Source organism: Allobosea sp. 10L417 (genome assembly GCF_056395485.1).
Window position 1 is genome coordinate 77,961 of record NZ_JBFTJP010000002.1, and the last position, 14,835, is coordinate 92,795.

General features: G+C 67.1%; 13 protein-coding genes. 9 read left to right on the forward strand and 4 right to left on the reverse strand.

Annotated features, from left to right (window positions below):
* Positions 1–28: 28 nt before the first annotated feature.
* The gene (locus AC1DE3_RS06585) at positions 29–835 is read left to right on the forward strand and encodes a L,D-transpeptidase (protein WP_441511054.1); all 807 of its coding nucleotides are present in this window, start codon (positions 29–31) and stop codon (positions 833–835) included.
* Position 836: 1 nt separating this feature from the next.
* Here AC1DE3_RS06585 and mbfA read toward each other — a convergent pair whose 3' ends face one another.
* The 4 genes from mbfA to AC1DE3_RS06605 form a co-directional block, all read right to left on the reverse strand.
* The gene (mbfA, locus tag AC1DE3_RS06590) at positions 837–1,793 is read right to left on the reverse strand and encodes an iron exporter MbfA (protein WP_441511055.1); all 957 of its coding nucleotides are present in this window, start codon (positions 1,791–1,793) and stop codon (positions 837–839) included.
* Positions 1,794–1,907: 114 nt separating this feature from the next.
* Positions 1,908–2,744 (reverse strand): DUF2076 domain-containing protein, encoded by an 837-nt coding sequence (locus tag AC1DE3_RS06595; RefSeq protein WP_441511056.1) that lies wholly within the window; start codon positions 2,742–2,744, stop codon positions 1,908–1,910.
* Positions 2,745–2,844: 100 nt separating this feature from the next.
* The gene (locus AC1DE3_RS06600; protein ID WP_441511057.1) at positions 2,845–3,606 is read right to left on the reverse strand and encodes a L,D-transpeptidase; all 762 of its coding nucleotides are present in this window, start codon (positions 3,604–3,606) and stop codon (positions 2,845–2,847) included.
* 198 nt (positions 3,607–3,804) lie between these two features.
* Positions 3,805–5,211 (reverse strand): MATE family efflux transporter, encoded by a 1,407-nt coding sequence (locus tag AC1DE3_RS06605; protein WP_476779820.1) that lies wholly within the window; start codon positions 5,209–5,211, stop codon positions 3,805–3,807.
* Positions 5,212–5,370: 159 nt separating this feature from the next.
* Here AC1DE3_RS06605 and AC1DE3_RS06610 point away from each other — a divergent pair, with 159 nt between their 5' ends.
* From AC1DE3_RS06610 to AC1DE3_RS06645, 8 genes are all read left to right on the forward strand, one after another.
* A complete protein-coding gene (locus AC1DE3_RS06610; RefSeq protein ID WP_441511059.1) occupies positions 5,371–6,600 on the forward strand; it encodes a M20 family metallo-hydrolase in 1,230 nt (409 codons plus the stop codon).
* Between the two features lie 167 nt (positions 6,601–6,767).
* Positions 6,768–8,180 carry an amidase gene (locus tag AC1DE3_RS06615; protein WP_441511060.1) on the forward strand — a complete coding sequence of 471 codons (1,413 nt, stop codon included), beginning with the start codon at positions 6,768–6,770 and terminating at the stop codon, positions 8,178–8,180.
* A 214-nt stretch (positions 8,181–8,394) separates the two neighbouring features.
* Entirely contained in the window at positions 8,395–9,990 is a 1,596-nt protein-coding gene (locus AC1DE3_RS06620) for an ABC transporter substrate-binding protein (RefSeq protein WP_441511061.1), read from the forward strand.
* A 133-nt stretch (positions 9,991–10,123) separates the two neighbouring features.
* A complete protein-coding gene (locus AC1DE3_RS06625; RefSeq protein ID WP_441511062.1) occupies positions 10,124–11,065 on the forward strand; it encodes an ABC transporter permease in 942 nt (313 codons plus the stop codon).
* On the forward strand, positions 11,062–11,970 hold the full coding sequence (locus tag AC1DE3_RS06630; protein WP_441511063.1) for an ABC transporter permease: 909 nt from the start codon (positions 11,062–11,064) through the stop codon (positions 11,968–11,970). The genes AC1DE3_RS06625 and AC1DE3_RS06630 overlap by 4 nt, the downstream gene beginning before the upstream one ends.
* A gap of 112 nt (positions 11,971–12,082) precedes the next feature.
* Positions 12,083–13,018 (forward strand): N-carbamoyl-D-amino-acid hydrolase, encoded by a 936-nt coding sequence (locus AC1DE3_RS06635; RefSeq protein WP_441511064.1) that lies wholly within the window; start codon positions 12,083–12,085, stop codon positions 13,016–13,018.
* An 18-nt stretch (positions 13,019–13,036) separates the two neighbouring features.
* On the forward strand, positions 13,037–14,200 hold the full coding sequence (locus AC1DE3_RS06640) for an amidohydrolase/deacetylase family metallohydrolase (protein WP_441511065.1): 1,164 nt from the start codon (positions 13,037–13,039) through the stop codon (positions 14,198–14,200).
* 123 nt (positions 14,201–14,323) lie between these two features.
* Positions 14,324–14,830 (forward strand): GNAT family N-acetyltransferase, encoded by a 507-nt coding sequence (locus AC1DE3_RS06645; RefSeq protein ID WP_441511066.1) that lies wholly within the window; start codon positions 14,324–14,326, stop codon positions 14,828–14,830.
* Positions 14,831–14,835: the final 5 nt, after the last annotated feature.

Consider the following 14,835-nt stretch of genomic DNA (forward strand, 5'->3'; position numbering starts at 1 on the left):
CGGCAGCCGATGTCGAGAGTCTTGCGTCATGCGTCGAACGATTGTCCTTCCGTTGCTGGTCGCTGCCGGCACCCTCACCACCAGCGCAGCCATGGCGCAGGGCTATGGCTATGCCGCGCCCCGTGATCCGATGGCAGCGGCGCACGGCCGCGCGAATTACGGCGGCGGCTTCATCGAGATGCTGATGACGGGCCGTGACCCCACGCCCTATGGCCGCGGCGGTGCCGTCTATAACCGTCCCGGTGGTCAGTACGCCTACGGCCAGAACGTTCGATCTGCCCCCGGCTACGAGGCCGATCCCTTCGAGGCCGCGCGCCAGCCGGAGGCCGGTCGCCGTGTGGCGGCGCTCGGTCAGCCTGTCGAGCCGCAGCAGGGCATCCAGCAACTCGTCGACCCGCGCTTCCGTAAGCAGGAAGTCGCTTATGACGGGCCGCACAAGCCCGGCACCATCATCATCGACACGCCACAGCGCTTCCTCTTCCTGGTGCAGCCGGGTGGCCGTGCCCTGCGCTATGGCATCGGCGTCGGCCGCCCCGGCTTCTCCTGGGCCGGGATGAAGACGGTCTCGCGCAAGGCGGAATGGCCGAGCTGGACGCCGCCGGCGGAAATGCTCAAGCGCCGCCCCGATCTGCCGCGCTTCATGGCCGGCGGGCCGGAGAATCCGATGGGTGCGCGCGCCATGTATCTCGGCTCGTCGCTTTACCGCATCCACGGCACCAACGAGCCGAACACGATCGGGCAGGCCGTTTCTTCGGGCTGCATCCGCATGACCAATGACGACGTCCAGGACCTCTATGAGCGCGTCCGCGTCGGCGCCAAGGTCCTGGTGATCTGAGTTAGGAACTGCCGATCGCGATGCCGACGGCCAGCACGAGCAGGCCGCCGAGGATGATCTGCACGATGGCGGAGCCGAACGGCGTATCCATGTAGCGCCAGCGCACCCAGGCGATCACCACGAGCTCGCAGGCGACGATCACGCCGGCGATGGCGGTCGCCAGCCAGAAATCGGGGATGAGATAGGGCAGGGTGTGCCCGAGCCCGCCGATCGTCGTCGCGATGCCGCAGGCGCCGCCGCGCACCCAGGGGTGGCCTCGCCCGGTGACCACGCCGTCGTCGGAGAGTGCCTCGGTCAGGCCCATGCTGATGCCGGCGCCGATCGAGGCCGCGAGGCCGACGACGAAGGCGTTCCAGGAATCATGCGTCGCGAAAGCCGCGGCGAAAATCGGCGCCAGCGTCGAGACCGAGCCGTCGATCAGCCCGGCGAGTGCCGGCTGGACGATCTGGAGCACGAACAGCCGCTTCCGCGTCTCCTCTTCCTCATCCGCTGCGCCCGAGGTCTTGAGTTCTTCGCCGAGCCGCTCGGCGAGGCTCTCATGTGCGCGTTCCGCCTCGGCAAGGTCGGCGAGAAGCTTCCGGGTGCCGGTGTCCACAGCGCGCTCGGCTGCGCTCGCATAGAAGCGGCTCGCTTCGAGCTCCATCAAGGCGGCATGCCGGCGTGCCGCGTCGAGCTGCAGGTCTTCGTGCAGCCAGACCGGGTTGCGCTTGAGGAAGCCCTTCACGTCCTGTCGTGTGATGAGCGGCAGCTCCTTGCCGAAACGGCTCTCATAAAGGGCAAGCAGACTATGGCGGTGGCCGTGCTCCTCGGCCGCCATCTCCTCGAACATCCCGGCCGAATGCGGATAGTTGGCACGCAGGCGCTGGGCGAAGGAGAGGTAGATGCGGGCATCCTCCTCCTCGTTCGAAATGGCGAGGGCGAGGATTTCGGCCTCGCTGAGATCGGTGACGCGTTTCATGGGAGACTCGTAGATTAGAATAATTCCAATCTACGAGCTCTGGATTACAAAGGGAAGGGCTCGCCCCAAAAAAGAACGCCCGCCTTTTGGGCGGGCGTTGCGGAGACTCTGACGTCAGACCCAGCTGTCGTCGTCGCCGGAATCGAAGCCGGGATCGTCGTCGTCATTGTAATTGGCCTGCTGGGTGTCGGCCTCGCCGTCATAGCCCTGGCCGTGATCCGAGCGATCCTGCGCCGCCTGGTCGGACGAGCCGCGATCATAGGCCGCCTGATCCGAGGCGCCCTGATCATAGGCCGCCTGCTGCGTATTGGCGCCGGCATTGGCGTTCGTATCGGCTGCGGCCGCCGGGGTTGCGGCCTTCGCAGCCCCGCCCGCGCCACTGAAGGCGTTGGCAAGGACGTTGCCGAGAACGACGCCGCCTGCGACGCCCGCCGCCGTGCTCAGTGCGCTCGCCATAAAGCCGCCGCCGCGGCCGGGCGCCTGCTGCGGCTGATTGCTCCATGGGCCGGGCTGCATCGGCGCGGCGGTCTGTGGAGCGGCTTGCATCGGAGCGGCCTGCATAGGCTGGCCCTGCGGCTGCGTGTTCCAGGCGCCGGAGGGGGCCGGCGCATCGGCTCGCGGCGTCACGGATGGTACCGACCCGGTGCGCGGCACGTTGCCGCCACCGAAGATGCCGGACAGGAAGCCGCCGGCAGCCGGTTGGGCCGCAGCCTCGCTCGCTCGCTTCTCGGCGTCGCGCAGCTGCGCCTGCAGGGCTTCGACCTGCTGGTGCAGATTGGCGAGCGCCTGCTCCTGCACATAGACAGCCTGGGCCATGGCATAGGGCGCATAGGGCTGGTCGCGCAGGCGTTCTGCGATGAAGTTTTCAGCCTCGGGGTCGCGGGGCTGGTTGGCCGCCTGCCTGAGGCGGTCGAAAATCCCGGCGATCACGTCGCGTTCTTGCGGCGTCATCGTCATCTCCTCTCGTTACGCGGCGCGGTTGCGCCGCGTTGAAGAGGTGGGACCGGCCTGTGACAGTATCAAGGCCGTGGCCGCGGCAAGCTGCCGCGGATCAGATGCTGCCATCGAGATCGTCGTCCGGCGGCGGCATCTCGTCGACCTCGGAGCCCGGCTGCAGCGTGCCGCGGTTGAGCACCAGGACCGACGTTCCGGTCGGCACGCGGCTATAGAGGTCGATGATGTCCTGGTTGAACAGGCGGATGCAGCCCGAGGAGACGGACTTGCCGATCGACCACGGCTCGGACGTGCCGTGGATGCGATACATCGTGTCGCGGTTGCCCTGGTAGAGATAGAGGGCGCGCGCGCCGAGCGGGTTCTCGAGACCGCCAGCCATGCCGGCCGCCCAGGGGCGGTTGCGCTCCGGCTCGCGGGCGATCATCGCCGGGGTGGGCGTCCAGCGCGGCCACTGCGCCTTGCGCGCGATGGTTGCGCGGCCGCGCCAGGACATGCCTTGCTTGCCGACGCCGATGCCGTAGCGGATCGCCTTGCCGCCCTCCTGGACGAGATAGAGGAAACGATTGTCGGTATCGACGACGATGGTGCCGGGCTGCTCGCGGGTCGGATAGGAGACGATGCGGCGCAGGAAGCGCGGATCGACCTCGGTGAGGTCCGTTGCCGGCAGCGGGTGCAGCTCGTCCGGCCGCTCGCCATACATCGACAGGTATTCGGGGCTGACCTGCGGGCCCCTGGGAGCAACCTCGTAGGGCTGCTGGCGCTGGCCCACGCAGGCGGCGAGGAAGAGCGGCGTCAGGGCGGCGAAGGCGCGGCGTGTCGGGCGGGCGAGGGGAGAGGCAGACGGGCGGGCGGGGGACATCGACGGCAAACTCGGCGTTACGTGCGGGGCGGAAGTCAACGGTGGGACGGCGCCGCGGTTCCATGCGCCGTTGCAGGCTTCCGTTCAAGGCGTCCGTCATGGCCGCGGGGTGAACAGGAAGTGACCAAATTGTGGCCGTGCAACTCTGTTGCCGATCGGCAACAGCGCGGGCGCCCGCCCGATTTCCTGCAGAGCCGGCTAGACTGCCTGCCGCAGCCCCCATTTGAGCAGGCCCAGCCGCTCGCGGCTCCACCATCGCGCAAGCATCATGGCTGAGACGACGGCGAGCCCGACCACCAGACCTATCCAGATGCCGCGCCCCGCGAGGGGCGTCAGGAAGCCGAGCGCGGCGGAAAGCGGAAGGCCGATACCCCAGTAGCCGATGCCGGCGAAGATCATGGGCACGCGCGTGTCGCCGAGCCCGCGCAGGATCGAGGCGCCCACGACCTGAGCCCCGTCGGCGAGTTGGAAGACCGCTGCGTAGAACAGGAAGATCATCGCGAGACCGGTGACTTCGGCGGCTCCGGGGGTCGAGCTGTCGAGGAAGGGCGCGACGAGCCATTGCGGCGCGAGCGCCATGAGGAGCGCGGTCGAGGCCATGAAGCTCAGGGCGAGGATCAGCGCCATGGCGCCGGCGCGCCGGATGCCCTCGGCGTCACCGGCGCCGAAGGCGCGACCGACCCTGACCGTGCCCGCCTGCCCGATGCCGAGCGGCACCATGAAGGTCAGCGAGGCGATCTGGATCGCGATGGCATGCGCCGCGAGCGGGGTTTCGCCGAGCAGTCCCATCATGAAGGCGGCGCCGTTGAAGATGATGACCTCGAAGGCGACCGTCAGGCCGATCGGGAAGCCGATCCGCCAATAGGTCCGGTAGCGCGGCCAGTCCGGCACCCAGAAGCGGCCGAGCAGGTGATACCGGCGGAAGTGCCGGTCGAGCGAGACGACGAGCGCGAGGCCGGCGAACATCAGCGTCGAGGATAGCGCCGTCGCCAGCCCCGAGCCCGGCAGGCCGAGCGCCGGGAAGCCGAGATGTCCGAACATCAGGCACCAATTGGCGAAGGCGTTGAAGGCGACGGCGAAGAGCACGACGATGAAGGCCCAGCGCGGCCGCTGCAGAGCGGCAACGAAGCCGCGCAGGCACAGATAGAGGAAGAAGGGCAGCAGGCCCCATTGCAGCGTGTGGATGTAGGACGCCGCCGCCTTCGACAAAGCGGGGTCCTGGCCCATCGCCGTGAGGATGAATTCGGCCTGCCAGAGGACAACCCACATCGGCCCCACCATGGTCGCGGCGGCCCAGAAGCCCTGCCGGACGGTGCGGCGCAGATCGCGCACCGCATGCTTGTTGCGGCCGAGTTCGATCGCGATCATCGGCGACACCGCGCTCATCACGCCGATGCCGAAGATCAGGAAGGCGGTGTAGAGGTTGCCGCCGAGCGCGCCGGCCGCCAGCGCCCGTGGACCGAGATGGCCCATCATCACGACGTCCGTGGCCGTCATCGCCGTCTGCGCGACATTGGTGAGCACCATCGGCCAGCTCAGGGCGAGCATGGCGCGCGCTTCCGCGAGCCAGGGATGAAGCGGTTTGGAGACGTCGGCAGGCAACATGCGGTGATTTCCCAGGGGCGCCGCTTCTACCGCCGATTGCAGCGCCGAAACAGCCACACCCATGGCTGACCACGCCCGGAGCCGATGCGCTGGACGCGGGTCGACAAGTTCAGCCGCGGTCTGCATCTTGCCTCGCCGATTGCTGGAGGGCCTGAACCGATGAGCACCAATCTGAGGATCGACGCCGCGAGGCTGACCTCGCGCCTGGCGGAACTCTCGACGATCGGTGCCACGCCGGAGGGAGGTTGCCGCCGGCTCGCCCTGACCGATGAGGACCGGCAGGGCCGCGACTGGCTGGTGGGTCAGATGAAGGCGCTCGGCCTCGATGTCCGCGTCGATGCAATCGGCAATATCGTCGGCATTCTGAAAGGCCAGCAGGATGGGCCGGCCGTGATCATGGGCTCGCATATCGATACGGTCGGCACCGGCGGACGCTTCGACGGGGCGCTCGGCGTCGTTGCCGGCGTCGAGGTTCTCGCGGCTTTGCGCGATGCCGGGCTGACGCCGAAGCGCGACATGGCCGTGATCGCCTTCACCAACGAGGAGGGCGCGCGCTTTCATCCCGACATGCTCGGCTCCTATGTCTGGGCCGGCGGCATGAGTGTCGAGGCGGCCCACAGGGAAGGCGATTCCGAGGGCGTGGGTCTCGGCGCCGAGCTGCGGCGCATCGGGTACGAAGGCGCCGAGCGGCCGGGTTTCCTGCCGGCTCATGCCTATGTCGAACTCCATATCGAGCAGGGGCCGGTCCTTGAGAACGAAGGCGGCGGCCTTGGCGCCGTCACCGGCATTCAGGCGATCTGCTGGCTGGAACTCACCCTCAAGGGCCGACCGAGCCATGCCGGCACGACGCCGATGGCCTATCGCAAGGACCCAGGCCTCGCCGCTGCGCGCATCAATATCTTCGCCAATGAGCTGACCAAGACGATCCCGCACCAGCTCGCCAATTCCGGAGTCATTCGCGTACAGCCCGGCAACGTCAATGTCGTGCCCGAGACGGTCGTCATGACGCTCGATCTGCGCAACCCGCTCGACGCGCCGCTGGCCCAGGCGGAGGAGGCGGTGCGCCGCTTCTGCGCCGAGCTCGCGGAACGCGACGGCATCGAGATTTCCTTCCGCGACCTCGCGCGTTTCCCGGCGACGCCTTTCGCCGAGGACCTGATTGCCGAGGTCGAGCGCAGTGCCGGCGAATTCGGCCTCCCGATCCGGCGGATGATCTCGGGCGCCGGCCATGACGCGCAGATGATGGCGCGGCTCTGCCCGACGGCGATGGTCTTCATCCCCTCGATCGGCGGGCTCTCGCACAACCCGGCCGAATTCAGCACCGACGAGGATATGGTCGCCGGTGCCAATATTCTGCTCAGCACAGCCTGGCGCGTCGCCAACGCCTGAAAGCGCTTGAACAAAATGGGCCCTCAGCCTGAGAAGGCCCGGAAGGGCCGTCTCGAAGGATGCTCCCCGAGGCTCTGGAACCATCTGAAGCATCCTTCGAGACGCCGCCGGCGCGGCTCCTCAGGATGAGGGCTCAAATTTTCGATGAGGCTGCAAAAGGACCTTCGATGACGACGATCGCCTCGCTTTCCGCCGCCGAACTCGGACCGCTCTACGCCAGCAAGCAACTCTCGCCCGTCGACGTCGCCAAGGATGCGCTGGCGCGCATCGAGCGCTTCGAGCCGCAGGTCAACGCCTTCGTCGTCCGCGACGAGGCCATCACGCTGGCAATGGCGGAAGCCTCTCAGGCGCGCTGGCTGAAGGGCGAGGCGATCGGCCCGCTCGACGGCGTGCCGGTTACCATCAAGGATAATCTCGGCGTTGCCGGCTGGCCGATGCGACGCGGCTCGGCGGTGGCTTCCGAGGCGCCCTTCGCGGAGGATTCGCCCGCGACGGCGCGGCTGCGCGAGGCCGGCACGGTCTTCCTCGGCAAGACCACCATGCCGGAATATGGCTGGAAGGGCGTCGGCGATTCTCCGCTTTCCGGCATGACCCGCAATCCCTGGAACACGGGTACGGGCCCCGGCGGCTCGTCGTCCGGCGCGGCGGTCTGCGCCGCGCTCAATCTCGGCTGCATCCATCTCGGCACGGACGGGGCAGGCTCGGTGCGCATCCCCGCCGCCTTCACAGGCGTCGTCGGGTTGAAGCCGAGCTATGGCCGCGTTCCGGCCTGGCCGATCTCGACCATGGGCTTCCTCGCGCATCTCGGTCCGCTGACCCGCACGGTGGCCGACACTGCGCTGGCGATGAAGGTGATCGGCCAGCCCGACGCGCGCGACATGACCGCGCTGACGGACCGTCCGCCCGATTATGTCGACGGGTTGAAGGGCGGCGTCAGGGGCCTGCGCGTGGCGTGGTCGCCCCGCCTCGGCCAGGATGTCATCGTCGATCCCGAGATCGCTGCGCTGACGGCTGCTGCCGCACAGGTCTTTGCCGAACTCGGTGCGACGGTTGAGGAAGTCGATCCCGGCTTCGCCGATCCGATTGAGACGCTGATGACGATCTGGGCCTCCGGGGCGGCTCTGGCGCTGCGCAGTGTCGATGCCGTCGGGCGGGCACAGATGGACCCCGGCCTCGTCGCCGTCGCGGAGTTCGGTGAGCGTATCCCGGCTTCGACTTATGTCGATGCGCTGCTGAACCAGCGCAATGCGTTGGCTCACCGCATGGCGCAGTTCCATCAGCGTTACGACCTGCTGCTGACGCCGACATTGCCGCTGCCGGCCTTCGCTGTCGGACGCAACACGCCCGAGCATGGCGCCTATGGCGAGGACTGGACGCGCTGGACGCCTTTCACCTACCCCTTCAACATCACCGAGCAGCCGGCGGTGTCGGTGCCTTGCGGCCTGACCGCGGCGGGGCTGCCGGCGGGGCTCCAGATCGTCGGAGCCTTCGGGAAGGACGCGCTCGTGCTGCGGGCAGCCGCTGCCTTCGAGCAGGCCAGGCCGTTCGCGCGCGTCGACCTGCCCATCAAACCGATTTAATCGCGAATTTTTTCGCGATCCCTGAAAAACAGCCGAAACGCTGCTCCGGGAGCCGGAAATGCCGGCTCTGGTCCCTGAAGTTCCGTCTGGCACGAACCGTGCACGCGTTCGGCGGCCTTAATCGGGCGCCGCTGCGTGTTGTCAGGCAGGATTTTTCTGCTCAGACTTACGGCAAGGCAGCCCGATCAGAGGCGCCGCTTCAGGGGAGAACATGATGGATCGCAGGACGTTTCTGAAATCCGCGACTGGCGCCGGCATGGCCGCGGCAACGGGCGGGCTGGCGATGCCGGCGCTGGCACAGGGCGCGACCAAGACCCTGCGCTTCGTGCCGCAGGCCAATCTCGCGAACTTCGACCCGATATGGGGAACGCAATACGTCGTCCGCAACGCCGCCGCGCTGGTGTGGGACACGCTCTACGGCATCGATTCCAAGTTCCAGCCGCAGCGCCAGATGGTCGAGGCCGAGGAGGTCTCCTCCGACGGCCTGACCTGGACCTTCAAGCTGCGCTCCGGGCTGAAGTTCCATGACGGCACACCGGTGACCTCCAAGGACGTGGTCGCGAGCCTGGTGCGCTGGTCGGCGCGCGATCCGATGGGCCTGATGATCCGCGCCATTCAGGTGGAGCTTGTGCCCGTCGACGARCTGACCTGGAAATGGTCGCTGAAGCAGCCCTTCCCGAAGATGCTGCTGGCGCTCGCCAAGAACAACGCGCCCTGTTCCTTCGTCATGCCGGAGCGCATCGCCAAGACCGACCCGTTCACCCAGATCACGGAATATGTCGGCTCGGGGCCGATGAAGTTCCTGCGCAGCGACTGGGTTCCCGGCGCCAAGGCGGTGTTCGAGAAGTTCGCGGATTACAAGCCGCGCTCCGAGAAGGCGGATTGGCTCGCCGGTGGCAAGAACATCCTTGTCGACCGGGTCGAGTGGGTGATCATGCCGGACGCGGCGACGGCGGCCGCCGCGCTTCAGAACGGTGAGATCGACTGGTGGGAAACGCCGCTCGCCGACCTCGTGCCGGTGCTCAAGGCCCACAAGGACATCAACGTCGATATCGGCGATCCACTCGGCAATATCGGCGCCTTCCGCATGAACCACCTCTTCCCGCCCTTCAACAATGTGAAGGTGCGTCAGGCGGTCCTCACAGCGCTGAACCAGGAAGACTACATGCGTGCCGTCGTCGGCGACGACGACAAGCTCTGGAAGCCGCTGCCGGGCTTCTTCACCCCCGGCACGCCGCTCTACACGGAAGAGGGCGGCGACATCCTGAAGAAGCGCAATGTCGCCGAAGCCAAGAAGCTCCTCGCCGAGTCCGGCTACAAGGGCGAGCCGGTCGTCTGCATCGTCGCGCAGGACATGGCCGCCACCAAGTCGATGGGCGACGTCACGGCCGAGCTGCTCAAGAGCATCGGCATGAATGTCGATTTCGTCGCCACCGACTGGGGTACGGTCGGTTCGCGCCGCGCCCAGAAGACACCGCCGGGGCAGGGTGGCTGGAGCATGTTCCATACCTGGCATGCCGGCGCCGACTGCATCAATCCGGCCGCCTACACCGCGATCCGCGCCAATGGCGAGAAGGCCTGGTTCGGCTGGCCGGACGTGCCCGCGGTCGAGACCGAGGTGACCAACTGGTTCAACGCCAAGGATTTGGCCGGCGAGAAGGCGGCGATGGCCAAGCTCAACAAGGCGGCGGTCGAGAACGTCGTCTACGCGCCGACCGGCTTCTACCTCGGCTATCAGGCCTGGCGGAAGAACGTCTCGGGCGTCGTCAGCGGCCCGCTGCCGTTCTTCTGGGACGTCGCCAAGGCCTGACCTCTCTTCGCGGGGCGGCCTGGCCGCTCCGCCTTTCGGGGCCGGCCGGGCTCCGACACTTCGCCTCGCCCCGACCCGGAAGAAGACCGGGCCGCGGTTCCCAGGTTCGGCGTGAACGAGGTTCCACGGCTTTATGTTTGCTTTCGTCGTCAGACGCATCATTACGACCATCCCCGTGATGGCCTTCGTGGCGTTGTTCGTCTTTTCGCTGCTCTATATCGCGCCGGGTGATCCCGCGGCCATCATCGCCGGTGACCAGGCTTCCCCAGCCGATGTCGAGCGCATCCGCGCCAGCCTGGGGTTGGACCGTCCCTATCTGGTCCGCTTCGCCGAATGGTCCTTCCGCGTGATCCAGGGCGACCTCGGCACCTCGATCTTCACCAACCTGCCGGTGACGCAGCTCATTTCCCAGCGCATCGAGCCCACCGTCTCGCTGATGGTGCTGACGCTGATCTTCGCCGTCGTCATCGCCGTTCCGATGGGCGTCATCGCCGCCTGGAAGGCCGGCAGCTGGATCGACAAGGCCGCGATGGGTTTCGCCGTACTCGGCTTCTCCGTGCCGGTCTTCGTCGTCGGCTATCTGCTCGCCTATTTCTTCGCGCTGAAGCTCGATTGGCTGCCGGTGCAGGGCTACACGCCGATTTCGCAGGGCTTATGGCCCTGGCTCCGGAACCTCATCCTGCCCTCGATCACCCTCGGCCTCGTCTACATCGCGCTGATCGCCCGCATCACCCGCGCCACCATGCTCGAGGTGCTGCAGCAGGACTATGTCCGCACCGCCCAGGCCAAGGGCGTGTCGCAGAAGGACGTGCTCTTCCTGCATTCGCTGAAGAATGCGGCGGTGCCGATCGTCACCATCATCGGCATCGGCATCGCGCTGCTGATCGGCGGAGCCGTCGTCACCGAGAGCGTCTTCGCCATCCCCGGCCTCGGCCGGCTCACCGTCGATGCCATCCTGCGGCGTGACTACCCGGTCATCCAGGGCGTCGTGCTGATGTTCAGCCTGGTCTACGTGCTCGTGAACCTGCTGATCGACCTGACCTATACCCTCGTCGACCCGAGGATCCGCTATTGACCGCTCAATCCTCCATCCCGGCCCCGGCCGTCGCTGTTCCCGCTGAGCCGGTCAAGGCTGCGCTCAGCCGCTCGGCCCGCTTTCGTCGCTATCTGCGCCGGCACCCTTCCGTGGCGATCGGCGGCGGCCTGCTCGTCCTGATGGCGCTCATCGGCATCTTCGCGCCGCTGCTCGGCACGGTCGACCCGACCGCCATCTCGCCGAGCCGGCGCACGCGCATGCCCTCCGAACTCTACTGGTTCGGCACCGACATGCTCGGGCGCGACATCTATTCGCGCGTGATCTATGGCGCGCGTGTCTCGCTGCTCGTCGGCTTCAGCGTGGCGATCCTGTCGTCGGTCGTCGGGCTCACCATCGGCCTCTTCGCCGGCTTCGTGCGCTGGACCGACGGCATCATCATGCGCGTCATCGACGGCATGATGTCGATCCCGCCGATCCTGCTCGCCATCGCCCTGATGGCGCTGACCCGGGGCTCAGTCGGCAACGTCATCATCGCCATCACCGTCGCCGAGATTCCACGCGTGGCGCGCCTCGTGCGCGGCGTGGTGCTGTCGCTGCGCGAACAGCCCTATGTCGAGGCTGCGGTGGCCAATGGGGCGCGCGTGCCGCGCATCATCATCAGACACATCCTGCCGAACACCTTCGCGCCGATGAGCGTCCAGGCGACCTATATCTGCGCCAGCGCCATGATCGTCGAAGCCATCCTGTCCTTCATCGGCGCGGGCGTGCCGCCGGCGACGCCGTCCTGGGGCAACATCATGGCCGAGGGCAGGGCGCTCTGGCAGGTCCGCCCGCACATCATCCTGTTCCCCGCGGTGTTCCTCTCCCTCACCGTTCTCGCAGTGAACATGCTCGGTGACGGCCTGCGCGACTCGCTCGATCCGCGCCTCGCGAAGTCCATCTGAGGACCAGCCCCGCAACTGGGACAACCCACGCCCCGCATTGCCGGCGCTTGACGCGCCGGCTCAGTGCTTGAAAGCCTTGTCCGCAGGGTGATCTTCATCCGGAGCCTATGACGTGACCCGCATCCTGACCGTCGCCGCCGCCCAGCTCGGCCCCATCCAGCGCGATGAAAGCCGGGCTTCGGCCGTGGCTCGCATGGTCGAGCTGATGCGTCAGGCCAAGGCGCACGGCGCCGATCTTGTCGTCTATCCGGAAGCGGCGCTCACGGCCTTCTTCCCGCATTGGTGGATCGACGACGAAGCCGAGATCGACGGCTATTTCGAAAGCGCGATGCCTTCGAACGAGACTGCTGCGCTGTTCGAGGAGAGCAAGCGCCTCGGTGTCGGCTTCCATCTCGGCTATTGCGAGCTTGCCTTCGAGGAAGGCCGCAAGCGTCGCTTCAACACCGCGATCCTGGTCGACAAATCCGGCGCGATCGTCGGCAAGTACCGCAAGATCCATCTACCCGGCCATCCCGAGCATCGTCCCGAAGCGCCGTTCCAGAATCTCGAGAAGCGCTATTTCGAGACCGGCAATCTTGGCTGGCCCGTCTGGCGGACGATGGACGCGAATATCGGCATGATGATCTGCAACGACCGCCGCTGGCCCGAGAGCTACCGCTCCATGGGCCTGCAGGATGTCGAGCTGATCGTGCTCGGTTACAACACGCCCAAGCACAACCCGCCGGCGCGGGACCATGACCGGCTCGGCAATTTCCACAACCAGCTCGTGATGCAGGCGGGCGCCTACCAGAACGCGAGCTGGGTCGTCGGCGTCGCCAAGGCGGGCCTTGAGGCCGGCGTCGACCAGATCGGCGGTTCCTGCATCATCGCGCCGACCGGCGAGGTCGTCGCTCAGGCCGTGACCGAAGGCGACGAACTCGTCGTCGCCCGTTGCGACATGGATCTTGGAAAGAGCTATAAGGCCTCGACCTTCAATTTCGCCAGGCATCGCGAGCCCCAGGCCTACGGCCTGATCGTCGAGCGCAAAGGCGCCGTCTCCCCGGTTTGATCACCCCAGAGGACTAAAATGACTCACGATCTCATCCTGAAGGGCGGCCGCGTCATCGACCCGTCGCAGAAGCACGACGGCGTGCTCGACGTGGCCTTCACGGACGGAAAGGTGTCCGGCTTCGGCAAGGACCTGAAGGACGCCAAGGAGATCCGCGACGTCTCCGGCTACATCGTCTCGCCGGGCCTGATCGACCTGCATACCCATGTCTACTGGGGCGGCACCTCGCTGGGCATCGACGCCGACGAGTTCTGCCGCGTCTCCGGCGTGACGACCTCGGTCGATACCGGCTCGGCCGGCCCCGGCAACTGGGCGGGCTTCCGCAAGCACGTCATCGAGCCGAGCCAGGCGCGCATCCTCGCCTATCTCCACGTCTCGCACGCCGGCATCTACGGCTTCGACCATCGCGTCATGGTCGGCGAGAGCGGCGATCTGCGCCTGATGAACCCGATCGACTGCGCCGAGGTCGCCGACAAGAACCGCGACTATATCGTCGGCATCAAGGTCCGTGTCGGCCTCCACGCCTCCGGCACCTCCGGCACCGTGCCGCTCAACATCGCGCTGCAGGTGGCCAACGAGGTCGGCATGCCGCTGATGTGCCACATCGACCATCCGCCGCCGTCCTATGAGGAAGTCATCGGCATGCTCAGGCCGGGCGACGTGCTGACCCACGCCTTCCGCCCCTTCCCGAACGCTCCCTCGACCGCGCAGGGCACGGTGAAGCCGGAGGTGCTCGCCGCCCGCAAGCGCGGCGTCATCTTCGATATCGGCCACGGCAAGGGCTCGTTCTCCTTCAAGACCACCCGCGCCATGCTCGCCAACGGCTTCGAACCGGACGTGATCTCGTCCGACGTGCACAAGCTCTGCATCGACGGTCCGGCCTATGACCAGGTCACCACCATGTCGAAATTCCTCTGCATGGGCATGAGCCTGAACAACGTCATCGCCGCCTCGACCGTGAACGCCGCCATGGCGCTGAAGCGGACCGAATACGGCTCGCTCAAGGTCGGCTCGCTCGGCGATGCGACGATCCTCACCGTCAAGGAAGGCAAGTTCGACTACGTGGACGTGGTCGGCGAGCACCTGGCGGGCGACCGCAAGATCGTCTCCGAGGGCGTCGTGCTCAAGGGCAAGTGGTGGCACCCGAAGCGGACGAGCAAGTTCCCGAAGGTCGCGGCTTAATTGCCGCGCCGGACTCGCGGCGTCGTTCTCGGGCGAAGCGAAGCGCAGACCCGAGAATCTCGGGACGTTGACGCGCAGGAGCTTCCCTCGGCAGGAGATGCTCGGGTCAAGCCCGAGCATGACGTGCGAGAAGCCGGCTGGCGCCTTATGGCGCCGGCCGATCTTCCGGCGGTGATGGCGATCGCGGCCATTGTGCATCCGGGCTACCCTGAGGATGAGCCGGTCTTCGCCGAGCGGCTGCGTCTGGCGCCTGAGGGCTGCCATGTCCTGGCGGCCGATGACGGGGCGCTTCGAGGCTACCTCGTCAGCCACCCCTGGCCGGTTGGTGCGGTGCCCGCGCTGAATTCAATGCTCGGCGCGATCCCCCCCGGCACGCGGAACTGGTATATCCACGACCTCGCGCTTTTGCCGGAGGGCAGGGGCGGCGGCGCTGCGGGGCGGATCGTGGCCGAGATCGCGCAGCACGCGATGCGAGCCGGCTTCGCCAGCCTAGCGCTCGTCGCCGTGAACGGCTCGACCGGCTTTTGGCGGCGGCARGGCTTTCGCGAGGTGCATGACCCCGCCCTTGCCCGCAAGCTTGCGAGCTATGACGATGCGGCCCGCTACATGCGCCGCGATTTGCAGAATTGACAGAA